The 14,766-nt window shown below is 64.0% G+C and carries 10 protein-coding genes; 7 read left to right on the forward strand and 3 right to left on the reverse strand.

What is annotated here, in order from left to right; translation table 11 throughout:
• Positions 1-84 precede the first annotated feature (84 nt).
• The 3 genes from ACYG97_RS25690 to ACYG97_RS25700 all read left to right on the forward strand — a co-directional run bounded on the left by ACYG97_RS25690 (position 85) and on the right by ACYG97_RS25700 (position 2,950).
• Positions 85-1,086, forward strand: a complete 1,002-nt coding sequence (locus ACYG97_RS25690; protein ID WP_023714560.1) for an Ldh family oxidoreductase — start codon at positions 85-87, stop codon at positions 1,084-1,086.
• 326 nt (positions 1,087-1,412) lie between these two features.
• A complete protein-coding gene (locus tag ACYG97_RS25695; protein WP_023732641.1) occupies positions 1,413-1,865 on the forward strand; it encodes a DoxX family protein in 453 nt (150 codons plus the stop codon).
• 104 nt (positions 1,866-1,969) lie between these two features.
• Positions 1,970-2,950, forward strand: a complete 981-nt coding sequence (locus ACYG97_RS25700) for a complex I NDUFA9 subunit family protein (protein ID WP_023732640.1) — start codon at positions 1,970-1,972, stop codon at positions 2,948-2,950.
• A 15-nt stretch (positions 2,951-2,965) separates the two neighbouring features.
• Here ACYG97_RS25700 and ACYG97_RS25705 read toward each other — a convergent pair whose 3' ends face one another.
• Complete coding sequence (locus ACYG97_RS25705; protein ID WP_023732639.1) at positions 2,966-4,336, reverse strand: cytochrome P450; 1,371 nt, start codon at positions 4,334-4,336, stop codon at positions 2,966-2,968.
• Between the two features lie 212 nt (positions 4,337-4,548).
• On the opposite strand from ACYG97_RS25705, the gene ACYG97_RS25710 reads away from it, so the two are divergent.
• The 3 genes from ACYG97_RS25710 to gyrB all read left to right on the forward strand — a co-directional run bounded on the left by ACYG97_RS25710 (position 4,549) and on the right by gyrB (position 10,441).
• Positions 4,549-5,118: an NADPH-dependent FMN reductase gene (locus ACYG97_RS25710; protein ID WP_023732638.1), complete on the forward strand. Its 570-nt coding sequence runs from the start codon at positions 4,549-4,551 to the stop codon at positions 5,116-5,118.
• A gap of 51 nt (positions 5,119-5,169) precedes the next feature.
• Positions 5,170-7,824: a caspase family protein gene (locus tag ACYG97_RS25715; protein ID WP_245260726.1), complete on the forward strand. Its 2,655-nt coding sequence runs from the start codon at positions 5,170-5,172 to the stop codon at positions 7,822-7,824.
• A gap of 145 nt (positions 7,825-7,969) precedes the next feature.
• On the forward strand, positions 7,970-10,441 hold the full coding sequence (gene gyrB, locus ACYG97_RS25720) for a DNA topoisomerase (ATP-hydrolyzing) subunit B (RefSeq protein ID WP_023732636.1): 2,472 nt from the start codon (positions 7,970-7,972) through the stop codon (positions 10,439-10,441).
• Between the two features lie 124 nt (positions 10,442-10,565).
• On the opposite strand, the gene ACYG97_RS25725 is transcribed toward gyrB, so the two are convergent.
• Positions 10,566-12,023: a hypothetical protein gene (locus ACYG97_RS25725; protein WP_031261923.1), complete on the reverse strand. Its 1,458-nt coding sequence runs from the start codon at positions 12,021-12,023 to the stop codon at positions 10,566-10,568.
• Between the two features lie 330 nt (positions 12,024-12,353).
• Between ACYG97_RS25725 and ACYG97_RS25730 the strand changes: the two genes are divergently transcribed.
• Positions 12,354-13,271 carry a membrane protein gene (locus ACYG97_RS25730; protein ID WP_023732634.1) on the forward strand — a complete coding sequence of 306 codons (918 nt, stop codon included), beginning with the start codon at positions 12,354-12,356 and terminating at the stop codon, positions 13,269-13,271.
• A 92-nt stretch (positions 13,272-13,363) separates the two neighbouring features.
• Here ACYG97_RS25730 and ACYG97_RS25735 read toward each other — a convergent pair whose 3' ends face one another.
• Positions 13,364-14,761 carry an NAD(P)(+) transhydrogenase (Re/Si-specific) subunit beta gene (locus ACYG97_RS25735; protein ID WP_023671337.1) on the reverse strand — a complete coding sequence of 466 codons (1,398 nt, stop codon included), beginning with the start codon at positions 14,759-14,761 and terminating at the stop codon, positions 13,364-13,366.
• Positions 14,762-14,766 lie beyond the last annotated feature (5 nt).

Genomic DNA, 14,766 nt, shown 5'->3' on the forward strand with positions numbered 1-14,766 from the left:
AGCATATGACCGGGAAACCGCTTGCTTTCGCTACTCCCTACTGACTACTCCCTACTCACTCTCACCACCAATCGGGTCCGCACCATGCAACTCTCTCTAGACCAGGCAACAGGGCTGTGCCGGATGGCGGCGCTCGGCGCCGGCGCCAATGAGGAGGCGGCGCGGTCGCTCACCGCCTCGATCATTGCCGCCGAGGCGGAAGGGCTTTCGACCGTCGGGCTGACCCATTTCATCGATTACCTCGAAGCGCTGGAAGCCGGCCGCATCGACGGCAATGCCGATCCGGTGATCACCAGGCCGGCGCTCGCCGTCTATCTCTCCGATGCGCGTGGCGGCCTCGCCCATACCGGCTTCGACCGCACCATCGACGACCTCGCCAAGGCGGCAAAGCTGTTCGGCGTCGCCATCTTCTCGCAGAAGAACGCCTATACGTGCGGCGCACTAGGCTATTTCACCGGGCGTCTGGCGCAGCTGGGATTGGTCTCCTTCGCCGCCACCAACGGGCCGGCGGTGCTGGCAGGCTCGGGCTCGGTCAAGCCGGTCTATTGCACCAACCCGATGTCGTTTGCGGCACCCGCCGCCGATGGCGCGCCGCTGGTCATCGACCAGTCGTCGAGCGCCACCGCCTTCGTCAACATCCGCAAGGCGGCCGAGGACGGCAAGAAGATCCCCGAAGGCTGGGCGCTGGACGCCAGCGGCAACCCGACCACCGATCCGGCCGCTGCCATGAAGGGCGCCATGCTGGCCTTCGGCGGCCAGCGTGGCGCCAACATCGCGCTGATGGTCGAAGTGCTGGCGGCTGGCCTGTCGGGCGCCAACTGGTCGCTCGACGCGCCCTGGTTCTCCGGCGGACCGGACAGCCCGGGAACCGGCCTGTTCGTGCTCGCCGTCGAGCCCAAGCTGCTCGACCCGGATTTCGAGCAACGCATGAAGGACCAGCTCGACCGGCTGCGCCGGCGCTTTGGCGTGCACGTGCCGGGCCGGGCGCGGGCCGAAGCGGCCGAGAAGGCGCAGGCGCGCGGCATCAATGCCCCCAAAGCCGTGGTGCAGCGCATTTCCGAATTCGCCGAGCGCTATTCGGGCTGAAGCAGTCCTGCGACAACGGATTTTTACGCGACCTGGCTGAACCTTTCTACCGATCGCAACGACCAATAGCTGCCGGGTCGGGTTTGCCCGGTCGGTGTCTTCTGTCGGATGCGTTTAGGGCCCGGGCGGGCGTATGCCGTCTCAGGTTATCCGCCCCGTTGCGCTCTGTCTCGACCGTTGCGTCACCCGGAAAACCCCGCTTCGGCGGGGTTTTCTGCGTTCGTGCTCTGTGTGCTAAAACATGATGGCGGAGTTAACTTTTGTGAACTTGACTTGCCGGAACCATCGGGCGTTTGCAAGGGATCGTCACAACAACAGGAGCTACGATGTCCGCAACCACCGACGCTTCCCGCGGCAAACTTATCGTTCCGGTGTTTGGCCGCCTGTATTCGTCGCTGCATGATGGCGCCGAAACCCTTCTGCGCGTCGTCGCCGGCGGGTCTCTCACCATTCACGGCTCGCAGAAGATCACCAACCCTTTCGGCGCCGCCGAGATGGTCGAAGGCCTCGGCTTCTATCCCGGCGCGTTCTGGTCGCTGCTTTTGTCCTGCACCGAATTCTTCGGCGGCATTCTGATCGCCATCGGCCTGTTGACTCGGCCCGCCGCCTTTGCCGGCATGATCGTGCTGCTGGTCACCGTCTGGTTCCACTGGATCACTATCGGCCAGGGCTTTTCCGGCGCTGAAAAGTCGCTTCTATGGGCGGCGATCCTGCTGTTCTTCGTTATCCGCGGCGGCAACCGCCAGTCGGTCGACGCGCGCATCGGCAAGGCGTTCTGAAGGGTCTATAAGAGGGTGGCAGCGACGACGCGTCACCCTTTGCCTTTGGCCCAAAACGGATTAAGAAACGGCTTCAGCCAAGCTTTCGAGCGCCGGAGCCAGCCATGACCGAAATCCTGCAGATCCCCAAGCTCGTGGTCGTCTTCGGCGGCTCCGGCTTCGTCGGCCGCCACATCGTGCGGGCGCTGGCCAAGCGCGGCTACCGCATCAGGGTGGGGGTGCGCCGGCCCGATCTAGCGGGACATCTGCAGCCCCTCGGCAATGTCGGCCAGATCCAGCCGGTGCAGGCCAATGTGCGCGTGCGCTGGTCTGTCGACCGCGCCGTGCAGGGCGCCGACCATGTCATCAATCTGGTCGCCATCCCGCATGAAAGCGGCCGGCAGAAATTCAATACCGTGCACGAATTCGGCGCCCGCGCCGTCGCCGAAGCCGCACGCTCGGTCGGCGCAGGGCTCACCCATATTTCGGCGCTGGGCGCCGACCTCAACGCCGAATCCGACTATGCCCGCACCAAGGCGCTCGGCGAAAAGGCCGTCCTGGAGACGATCCCGGACGCCGTAATCTTCCGTCCGTCGATCAATTTCGGACCCGAGGACAGTTTCTTCAACCGCTTCGCCGACATGGCGCGCTATTCGCCGGTGCTGCCGCTAATCGGCGGCGGCCAGACCAAGTTCCAGCCGGTCTATGTCGGCGATGTCGCCGAAGCCGTGGCGCGTTCGGTCGAGGGCAAGATCAAGGGCGGCCAGATCTATGAACTCGGCGGGCCGCAAGTGCTCACCTTCAAGCAGTGCATGGAAGAGCTGCTGACCGTCATCGAGCGCAAGCGGCTCCTGGTGCCGGTGCCGTGGTGGATGGCCAATCTGCAGGCCTCGATCCTCGGCCTGCTGCCCAACCCGTTGCTGACCAAGGACCAGGTGCTGCTGCTGCGCCAGCCCAATATTGTTTCGGAGGAGGCCAACAAGGCCAACCGGAACCTTGCCGGCCTCGACATCCAGCCGCAGTCTATCGGCACAATCCTGCCCAGCTATCTCTGGCGCTTCCGCGCCGCAGGCCAGTTCCAGCGCAAGCCTGCCGGGATCGCGTAACAAGGCGTTGCGCCGTTAAACGCGCCGCGTGACCTGCATCGGCAGGCCGCCTTGCGGCTGTGTCGTCAGTTTCTGCACCGGCCACGGCTTGGTCTCGGCCGTCACGTCGAAGCGGAAGCGCGACAGCATGACGGCCAGCGCAATGATCGCCTCCTGCATGGCGAAGCTGGCGCCGATGCAGATGCGCGGACCGGCGCCGAATGGCAGATACTGGAAGCGGTCGATCTTCTCGCGGTTTCCCGGATGGAAGCGTTCGGGCATGAAGGCGTCGGGCATGTCCCACAGTTTTCTGTGGCGGTGGACGACCCAGGGCATGACCAGTACGGCCGCGCGCTTGGGGAGCACCAGATCGTTCCAGGTCTCCGTCTCGATCGGCTCGCGGTTGATCGACGGCGCCGGCGGATAAAGCCGCAGCGCCTCCTCGAAGGCGGCGCGGGTGAACGGCATTGCGTCGAGCCATTTCGTTGGGTCGGGTTCGCGCGCCAGCACGGCCTCGATCTCGCGCTCGACCTTTTCACGCTCCCACGGCGCTTCGGCGAGGCAGTAGATCGTCCAGCCCAGTGCCCTCGCGGTGGTCTCGTGGCCGGCGCCGATGAAGGTGATGATGTTGTCCTCGACTTCCGCCCGCGTCAGCCCGTCGGGGCCTTCGGCGCGCAGCAGAAGCGTCAGGAAATCCTGCGGCGCGGTGTCGGGGTCGCGCTTCAGCCGCTCCTCGCGCATCTTGACCGTATCGGTGACGATCTTGCGGAAATAGGCCATGGTCTTGCGGCCGCGGATGCGGGTCAGCCGCGGCAGCCATTCGGGCGCGCGCAACAGGTCGAGCGGATCGACACGGCCCATCGTTTCGAACAGGCGGTCGATCTCCTGCGCGAAACTGCCGGGCTCGCCCGCAATCTCGCCCGAAAACAGCGTCTCGGCCAGGATATCGTAGGTGAGCAGCGTCATGTCATGGGCGACATCGGTCATGCCGCCTTCGTCATAGCGGGCGACGAACTGCATCGTGAGGCGCAGCATCGGCTCGGCGAAGCCGAAGATATGCCGCGGCGTGAACACCGGCGCCATCGCCTTGCGCGAGCGCTTCCACACCTCGCCTTCGGCGGTCAACAGCCCGTCGCGCAAGATCGGTCGCAGGATCATCTGGCGCACCGTCGCCATCTTGTAGTTCTTGGCGTTGTCGATCAGCACGTGGCGGATAAGGCCGGGATCGTTGGCGACGATCAGATGCCCGCCGACGCCATTCGCCGAAATCCAGGGCTCGTTGTAGGTGTGCTCGCCCCACAGTTCGAGCGGATTGCGGTAGACGATCCGCATCATCTCCAGCGTCGAAGGCGGCGTCGTGCGCGGCTTGGGCGCCGGCGGCACGAAGGGGGCGGGCTGTGTGTCCATGAGGTGCTCCGCTGATACCTTAGATGTAGTGGCTGGCAATCCGGGCGTCCATGTGACCGAAGAGCAAACCAAAACGCTGCGGCGCGGGCAAGCTCGACAGACAGTGTGTTCATCGGATCGTGACCGCCGGTGAAACGCTTGCGCCTTGTCCGGCAGGACACTCTGCCGTAGGGGACAGTCACCAACAGATACTGCCACCAGGAGACCCCGCCTTGAAACACCAGCTGAACATCATCATCGGCAGCACGCGGCCCGGCCGCGCCGGGCCGGTCTTCGCCCACTGGCTCGAGGGTTTTGCACGCGAGCACGGCAAATTCGAACCGGTGCTGACCGACATCGCGGCGTTTCACCTGCCGGTGCTGGACGAGCCGCATCACCCAAAACTCGGCAAATACGAGAAGGACCATACGAAGGCTTGGTCGAAGGCAATCAACGCCGCCGATGCCTTTGTGTTCGTGGCGCCGGAGTACAATTATTTCGTCGCGCCGGCGATCGTCAACGCCATCGACTACCTCGCGCGCGAATGGAAATACAAACCAGCCGCCATCTTCAGCTATGGCGGCGTCTCCGGCGGCCTGCGCGCCGCGCAGGCGCTGAAGCCGCTGCTGACCGCGGTGGGCGTCATGCCCATCTCGGAAGGCGTCGCGCTGCCGATGTATCAGAAACTGCTGGAGAGCGACGGCTCCTTCCAGGCTAGTGAGCAGGTAGAGGGTGGGACCAAGACCATGCTGGACGAGCTCTCGCGCTGGAGCGAGGCGCTGAAGCCGATGCGGGCTGCGTAACGCAGCCGGCCCCGGCTTGCTCATGCCATAAAGAGGTGGAATGGTCGGCAGGTGACTGAGCCGGGGCGGTTCGATTTGCGCCTGTTGTTTGCCTTGCTGTTGATGCTTGCGACCACCGCCACAGCGGTGGCGGAGCGGCGCGTGGCGTTGGTCATTGCCGAGGACGACTACCGGCTGGTGCGGAAGCTCTCCAATCCGGTCAATGACGGCGAGGCGATGGAAGCGGCGCTGAAGAGGCTCGGCTTCGAGGTCGTTCTCGAAACCAACCGCGATCTCAGGCGCATGCGCCGCGCGCTCGACGATTTTCGCGAGGACGCCAAGGGCGCCGATGTGGCGCTGGTGTATTTCTCCGGCCATGGCGTCGAAATCTCCGGCGACAACCGGCTGCTGCCGGTCGATGCCGATGCCTCCTCGCTCGACCAGCTGGAGAAGACCAGCCTGCCGCTGGAGGAAGTGCGCGATGCGGTTGCCGCCACGGCGAAGGTCGGGCTGATTGTGCTCGACGCCTGCCGCAGCGATCCGTTCACAGCCGGCAACGGCGACGGGCGTGGCGCCACATCGCTGATCAAGGACCTGGTGGACAAGATCAAGCCGGGCCTCGGACGCGTAGGCAAGGCGGAAAACATCCTGTTCGCCTTTTCGGCGGCGCCCGGCGAGACGGCTGCCGACGGTACCGGTGCGAATTCGCCCTTTACAGCGGCGCTGACCAAATACCTCGGCACCGACGGGCTCGAAATCCGCTCGGTGCTGACGCTGGTGCAGCAGGAGGTCTACGACCTTTCGCGCGGAAAACAGCTGCCCTACGTCGAGAGCGGGCTGCCGAAGCTGTTCTTCGCCTCGGCGGCCAAGGAACAACTGCCGGAGCGCGAGCGGCTGTTGCTTGCCATGGCCGATGTGACGCCGGAAATGCGCGGCGCGGTCGAACGGGTCGCCAGCGATGCCGACATGCCGCTGGCGCCGCTCTATGGCGCGCTGATCAGTTCCGACACCAGCCATCTCTCCGGCGAAAGCCTGAACGCCAAGCTGCGCGAGGCGGCCGACGCCTTCGTCAAGGTGCGCGGCGAGATGAAGACGCTGGCCGCCGATGACCCGAAGGTAACCGAACTGCGCCGCCAGGCCGAGGAACAGTTGGCGCTCGGCGCTTTCGATGGTGCACGCGTGATCCTCGCCAAGGCCGCCGACGTCGACAATGTCTCGCGCCAGGCGTTGAAGGCCAATTTCGTCAGCCGCACCCTGTCCGAAGCCGCGACGCGATTTCTCTCGGGCGGCGCGGCGCGCGCCACCCTGGACTATGCCACCGCCATCAAGGACTATGAAACGGTGCTGGCGCTCTATGGCGAAGCCGGACAGACCTCGCTTAGCCTGGAACAGGCCGACCGCCAAAGCCGCACGCTGGAAGAGCTCGGCATCCTCTACACAACGATTGGCAAAACCGACGCCGCCGGCCGCGCCTTTGCGGCGCTGGTCGCCAATCTTGAGCAGCGAGCGCGCCAGGAAACCGATCCGAGCGTCAAGCGCGACCTCGCCATTGGCCATATCAAGTTCGCCAACATCAAGATGGCGCAAGGCGATCTGCCGGCCTCCCTGCAAAACTATGAGGCGGCCAGGGACATGTTGCAGGGCCTGACCACAAACGTGCCGGACAAGAAGGACTGGCTCGGCGATCTCGCCATGGCCAATGACAAGATCGGCAATGTGCTGGCCACGCAAGGCGACGTGGGTGCGGCAGCCCAGGCCTACCAGCAAAGCCTGTCCATCAAGCAGCAATTGGCCGACGCGGAGCCGAACAGCGTCTATCTGCTGCGCGACCTGACCATTACCTACGACGAAATCGGCGGTCTTGCCCGCACCGCCGGCCAGCTGGATGGCGCCCAGACTGCATTCGAAGAGAGCCTGAGAATTCGGCTGGCGCTGGCGCAGAACAACCTCGACGACCCCAGGCATCAGCGCGCCGTCTCCGTGAGCTACACCAGGATCGGCGACGTCCTGCGCGAGCGTGGCGACGCTGCGGGCGCGCTCGACGCCTACAACAAGAGCCAAATAATCGCCGAAGCGCTGGTGCGCCGCGACTCAAACGACACCGATTTGAAGCGCGACCTGTCGGTCGGTTACGCCAAGATCGGCAATGCTTACGGCGACCAGAAGGACTGGCCACTCGCGTTGGAGGCCTACCAGCAGGCGCTGGCCACGGCGCGAGACCTTGCCGCCAGCGACCCAGGCAACACCGATTGGCAGCGCGACCTGTCGGTCTGTCTGGAAAAAATTGCCGGCGTGTTTGATGCCCAGGGCGATATCGCCGGTGCTTTGCAGAACTACCAGGACAGTCTCGTCATTGCCGACCGGTTGGCAAATCTCGACCCGGGCAATTCCGACTGGCAGCGCGACCTGTCGATCACGTTCGAGGAAATAGGCCTGCTGGAGACCAAGCAGCGCCACTATGAGGGCTCGAAGAAGGCCTTCGAAGCCAGCCTGGCCATCCGCCAGCGGTTGGCCCTGTCCGATCCGGACAATGCGATCTGGCAATTCGATCTGGTACAGGCCTACATCAACTATGCCTATGTGGCGAAGAATCCGAAGGCTGTGTTGTCGCAGGCGCTAGACCTGACGCTGGAGCTTGACCGCACAGGCAAACTGGCGCCGAGGGACAAACCCACGATCAAATATCTGCGCCGTCTTCTGGCCAAATTGAAAGCCGCGAAAAAATAGCCGGCTGCCAGCTCGGGATTCAGCCCTGAAATGCCCGCAAACCTTGGAAAAACCGCCTTTTGCGCCTATATCTAGGACATCAAAGCGGCGTGATTCGAAGCCATTTTTTCGCGCTGAGCATGCGGCATCAATCAGACAGGTTTTCATGAGCGATCAAAGCGACAACGCCAACGGCGCTGAGGCCGAATACGGCGCCGATTCCATCAAGGTTTTGAAGGGGTTGGACGCTGTCCGCAAGCGGCCGGGCATGTATATCGGCGACACCGACGACGGCTCGGGCCTGCATCACATGGTCTATGAGGTGGTCGACAACGCCATCGACGAGGCGCTGGCCGGCCATGCCGACCTGGTCACGGTGACGCTTAATCCCGACGGTTCGGTCACCGTTATCGACAATGGCCGCGGGATTCCGACCGATATTCACACTGGCGAAGGCATTTCGGCGGCCGAAGTGATCATGACGCAGCTGCATGCCGGCGGCAAATTCGACCAGAATTCCTACAAGGTGTCTGGCGGCCTGCACGGCGTCGGCGTCTCGGTGGTCAATGCGCTGTCGGCCTGGCTGAAGCTGAAAATCCGCCGCAACGGCCAGATTTTCGAGATGAGCTTCACGCATGGCAATGCCGATGCGCCGCTCAAGGCCACCGGCAGCTATGAGCAGAACAAGCAGCCCGGCACCTATGAGGGCCGCAGCGGTTCCGAGATCACCTTCTTTCCGTCGTCCGAAACCTTCACCATGGTCGAATTCGACTTCGGCACGCTGGAGCACCGGCTGCGCGAGCTCGCCTTCCTGAATTCCGGGGTGCGCATCATTTTGACCGATGCCCGCCATGCCGATCTCGTGCGCCACGAACTGCACTATGATGGCGGCCTGGAAGAGTTCGTCAAATATCTCGACCGGGTCAAGAAACCGCTGATCGACAAGCCGATCGCCATCAAGGCCGAGCGCGACGGCATCACCGTCGAAGTGGCGATGTGGTGGAACGACAGCTACCACGAGAACGTGCTGGCCTTCACCAACAACATCCCGCAGCGCGATGGCGGCACCCATCTGGCCGGCTTCCGTGGCGCGCTGACGCGCCAGATCACCGGCTATGGCGAATCGTCGGGCCTGACCAAGAAGGAAAAGGTGGCGCTGATCGGCGACGACTGCCGCGAAGGCCTGACGGCGGTGCTGTCGGTCAAGGTGCCCGACCCGAAATTCTCCTCGCAGACCAAGGACAAGCTGGTCTCGTCAGAGGTGCGGCCCGTGGTCGAAGGCCTGGTCAACGAGGCGCTTGGCACATGGCTGGAAGAACACCCGACCGAGGGCAAGGTGGTCATCGACAAGGTGATCCAGGCGGCCGCGGCGCGTGAAGCCGCGCGCAAGGCCCGCGACATCACCCGCAAAAGCTCGCTCGGCGTCACCTCTCTGCCCGGCAAGCTTGCCGACTGCCAGGAACGCGACCCGGCGAAATCCGAAATCTTCATCGTCGAGGGTGACTCGGCCGGCGGCTCCGCCAAGGGCGGCCGTTCGCGCCAGAACCAGGCGATCCTGCCGCTGCGCGGCAAGATCCTCAATGTCGAGCGCGCCCGCTTCGACCGCATGCTAGGCTCCGAGATGATCGGCACGCTGATCACCGCGCTCGGCACCTCGATCGGCAAGGACGAGTTCAACGCCGACAAATTGCGCTACCACAAGATCATCCTGATGACCGACGCCGACGTCGACGGCGCCCATATCAGGACCTTGCTGCTCACCTTCTTCTTCCGCCAGATGCCGGAGCTGATCGAGCGCGGCCATCTCTACATCGCCCAGCCGCCGCTCTACAAAGTGACGCGCGGAAAAAGCTCGCAATACATCAAGGACGAGAGCGCCTTCGAGGAATTCCTGATCGGCTCCGGGCTGGAGGAGGCGTCGCTGACGCTTGCCTCCGGCGAGGCGCGGGCCGGACAGGATCTGCGCGGCTCGATCGATGATGCACTGGCCGTGCGCCAGCTCATCAACGGGCTGCACACGCGCTACAACAGGGGCGTGGTCGAACAGGCGGCGATCGCCGGCGCGCTCAACGCCGATGTGCTAAACGACCTCGGCCGCGCCAATGCCATGGCCGAACGCGTCGCCCAGCGCCTCGATATCATTGCCGAGGACACCGAGCGCGGCTGGACCGGCCGGCTGTCGACCTCCAATGAAGGCGTCGGCGGCTATGTGTTCGAACGCACGGTGCGCAGCGTCAAGGAATTCGCGCAGCTCGATGCCGGGCTGATAAATTCAGCCGACGCACGCCAGCTCGACCGCTATGCCCCGCGCCTCATGGAAGTCTATGGCGAGCCGCCGGTGCTGCGCCGCAAGGATGTCTCCGAAGTCATTTCGGGGCCGCTGGCGCTGCTCAACGCGGTGTTTGCGACCGGCCGCAAGGGCCTGACCATGCAGCGCTACAAGGGCCTCGGCGAGATGAATGCCGAGCAGCTCTGGGAAACCACGCTCGACCCGAATGTGCGCTCGCTGCTGCAGGTCAAGGTGAATGACGCAACCGATGCTGACAGTTTGTTCTCGCGGCTGATGGGCGACGAGGTCGAGCCGCGGCGCGAATTCATCCAGGACAACGCGCTGTCGGTGGCCAATCTGGACATTTGATGGCTGCGCGCCCATCGCTTCGTCATCCTAGGGTCTTCGCGACGGAGCTTCGCTCCTGTTTCGCCCTAGGATGACGACGTGGGTGAGGTCTCAGCCAATCTCCAGCGTTTGCGATGAACCGTTCTCAACGCCGCCACTCAACTCGGTCCAGCTTTCGCCCGAGATCGACGGCGTCGCGCAGCACTTGCAGATGCGAGCGCGGCGCGGTGCCCGCCGGCGGGGCGATTTCGACGCCGTTTGCCGTCGATGACCAATAAAGCGTGTGGGTGAAGATACGGCCAAGTGAGCTGCGAAGCTCGACCTGGATGGTCTCCACACCGGGGCCGAAATTTTCCGTCATCGGACCGGAAATCGGATCGCCTGTCGCCCAGCCATTGCCGCGGTCGTAGACGTTCGTCCAGCGCGTTGCCGCAAACACCGCGCCATGATGCACCGCGCGCTGCGCCTTGCCTGCTTGGCTGTGTCCTTCCTGGTAAAGCACGGTGCCGCCGGCGCGCCCGTCATCGGCAATCGGCGGGCAGGCCGAGAACAGGCGCTCGGCAAGGCCACGCCTGAATTCCGCGAGATTGTAGGTCACCAGGAATTCGCTGTGGGAGAGCGGACTGCCAAGCGTGACGAAATCGCTGATCTTCCAGGGCAGCGGGTGGTCGGCGTCCTTGGTCCGAAGCTGCTGGTAGAGCGCCCATTGGCCGCGCCGGAACCCGGCGAGGTCTTCAAGATTGTTTGGCCACGCTGACCCATCAGAGCCGAGCGTTGCCTTGTCGATGGCCTCGACCGCCGCCAGTTTGGCCTTGTCGCGGACCGCTTCCAGCCTTCGCGGCCGGAACTCGGCCCACAGGATCTGCAGCAGATCATAGGCGATGATCGACCCAAGGCTGTGCGAGACCAGCACGATGCGGTCGTAAGCATCGTCCTTCATCAGCGTCTTGAGCAACGTCAGGCCTCTGTCGCGGATCAGCGCACGCTTCTCGATCGTCGCCGCCTCGGCGCGCACATAAGCGGCGACGTCGCCGAAATAGGGCAGGGCGAACTGATCCACCGCCCAGATGACAAAAGAAGCGAGGGTGGTGATCATCAGGCCGGTCGTCAAGGTAACGGCCTGTTGCCAGACCGATGTTGCCAGCACGAGTGCTGCGCCCAGGATGACGATAACGATCAGAAGTGTGGCGACGTAAAGCTTGCGGGCGTCGAGCGGAATGTCGGCGAGCTTGCGCCACAACAGGTTCGTCACCCAGGCGGCCAGCCGGCCGCGCGTCGTGCCTTGCGTGATGTCGGCCCAATAAAGCTCGTAGAAATCGGTACGGCGGCCATCGACGTCGTAGGGCGTGGTGATGCGGCGCAGCTCGTGTGACTTGGTCCGGCTGTCGGGCGTGATCCAGCTCTGGTTGATCGTGGCGCCGGAAACGGCCGGATCGGGAATCTGGGCGTAGGGTGGAGCACGGGTGGGATCGCTGCTCCAGACCGCCTGGACGAATCCCCTCAGCGTACCCATCGGCCGCTGCTCGCCCATGCCGTGCACGATCACCACCGCCTGGCCGGGCTGCGCCTTTTTGTAAGCCAGCGATGCGACAGTCTTGGGCATCAGCGTCTCCGTTGACGACATCCGACGGCGGGATCGCTCATGCTACCCCGGCTCACCGAGCCAACAATACACGGCAGCCCATGTGGAACTCCGTGAACCAATCCACAGTTTCGCAGTCGTGCCTCGGGCCGCGCGGAAAATAGTTCCGTTCCCGGCAAGCAAATCATTTCATTGCCCTTCGGAACGGAAATCGCTCAGGAACATTGTGACGACATCGATCAATTTCTCGCAGGGAGGCTCTTTATGGGACGCGGTATTTTGCTCTGGTTGCTCGGTATTCCGATCCCGATCATCATTCTCATCATGCTGTTCGTACGGTAGGAGGCGTCGATGCAGTCCACCGTATCGGCTGTCGACGTATCCGCCTCAACAGAATCCTCCGCCCCGGCCGTCAGCTGGGGTCCGATCATCGCCGGCGCCTTCGCGGCCTCGACGCTGACCTTCATCCTCATGCTGCTCGGTTCGGGGCTGGGGCTGACCATGGTCTCGCCGTGGTCCGGCGCCAGTGCCTCGCTGACCACCTTCGCAGTGTCCGGCGCCATCTGGCTCATCATCGTGCAATGGCTGTCCTCCGGGGTCGGTGGCTATCTTGCCGGACGCCTGCGCACCAAATGGGTCGGCATCCACACCGACGAGGTCTATTTCCGTGACACCGCGCACGGCCTCCTCGCCTGGGCGCTGGCGACATTGCTGGTCGTCGGCATTCTCGGGTCGGCGCTGTCGGCAGTGCTTGGTTCAGGCGTGCAGGCGGCTTCTACTGTTGCCTCGGGCGCCGCCATGGGTGCTTCGGCCGGCGCGTCCGCCAATGCCGGCAGCGCACCGACCGACAATGCGACATCCTATCTCGTGGATACGCTGTTCCGTCCGGCTGATGCCGCCAGGCTCGCGGCGGCCAATCCGGACAGCGATGCGGCTGCGGCCGGGCAGGCTTCGCGCATCCTCATCGCCAGTGCGGCGGCAGGCGAAATTTCGGCTGACGACAAGACCTATCTGTCGCAGCTCGTCGCCGCCCGCACCGGGCTTTCCGAGGCTGACGCCAAGGCGCGTGTCGACGCCCTGGTGGCCAGGGTCGAGGACGCCAAGGTCAAGGCCAAGCAGGCCGCCGACGCCGCCCGGAAAGGCAGCGCCACCTTCGCACTGCTTGGCGCCCTGTCGCTGGTTATCGGCGCCTTCATCGCCAGCGCTGCGGCAGCACTGGGCGGCAGGCAGCGCGACGACGAGGAAGCGGTTTTCCTGACCAGCCGCTGAACCGGTCTTCAACATAGAAAAGTCCGGTCGAACCGGGCTTTTTTGTTTCCGATGATGGACCGACAACCTTCCAGTGGAAGGTTGCGGCGGGATCAGTGATCCATCGCCTTGACGATTTCCTCGGTCATCTTCTTGGCGTCGCCGAGCAGCATCATGGTGCCGTCCTTGTAGAACAGCGTGTTGTCGATGCCGGCGTAGCCCGAGCCGAGCGAGCGCTTGACGAACAGGCAGGTGCGGGCCTTGTCGACGTCGAGGATCGGCATACCGTAGATCGGCGACGACTTGTCGTCGCGGGCGGATGGATTGGTGACGTCGTTGGCGCCGATGACATAGGCGACATCGGCCTGCGCGAACTCGGAGTTGATATCTTCCAGTTCGAACACTTCGTCATAGGGAACATTGGCTTCGGCGAGCAGCACGTTCATGTGGCCCGGCATGCGGCCTGCCACGGGGTGGATGGCGTATTTGACGTCGACGCCATTGGCCTTGAGCTTATCGGCCATTTCGCGCAGCGCGTGCTGGGCCTGGGCGACCGCCATGCCGTAGCCCGGCACGATGATGACCTTCTGTGCGTTCATCATCAGATAGGCGGCGTCGTCGGCCGAGCCCTGCTTGACCGTGCGTTCGATGCCGTCATCGGCAACCGCCGCGGTCTCGCCGCCGAAGCCGCCGAGGATGACCGAGATGAACGACCGGTTCATGCCCTTGCACATGATGTAGGACAGGATGGCGCCGGACGAGCCGACCAGCGCGCCGGTGATGATCAACGCCAGATTGCCAAGCGTGAAGCCGAGTGCCGCGGCGGCCCAGCCGGAATAAGAATTCAGCATCGAGACGACGACCGGCATGTCGGCGCCGCCGATCGGGATGATCAAGAGGACGCCGAGCGCCAGCGACGCCGCGACGATCAGCCAGAACACCAGCTTGGCCTCGGTGGTGACCAGAAGCACGATCAGCACGATCAGCGCGATGCCGAGGACCGCGTTGATGATGTGACGGCCGCCGATCATGATCGGCTTGCCCGACATGCGGCCATCGAGCTTGAGGAAGGCGATGACGGAGCCGGTGAAAGTGATGGCGCCGATGGCAACGCCAAGGCTCATCTCGATCAGCGCCTGGGCGTGGATGTCGCCATTCGTGCCGATGCCGAAACTTTCCGGCGCGTAGATGGCGGCAGCCGCTACCATGACGGCGGCAAGGCCGACCAGCGAGTGGAAAGCGGCGACCAGCTGCGGCATCGACGTCATGGCGATGCGGCGCGCTGTAACGGCGCCGACGCCGCCGCCGATGGCCAGACCAAGCACGATCAGGCCGAAGCGCCCGGCGGACGGAGTCGCCAGCGCCAGCGTGGTGGCAATGGCAATGCCCATGCCGATCATGCCGTAGAGATTGCCTTGGCGGCTGGTGGTCGGATGAGATAGGCCGCGAAGCGCCATGATGAACAGGACGCCAGAGACCAGGTAGAGGAAGGACGCGAAGTTGGCGTTCATGGCGC

It is taken from the genome of Mesorhizobium sp. W067, assembly GCF_054719525.1.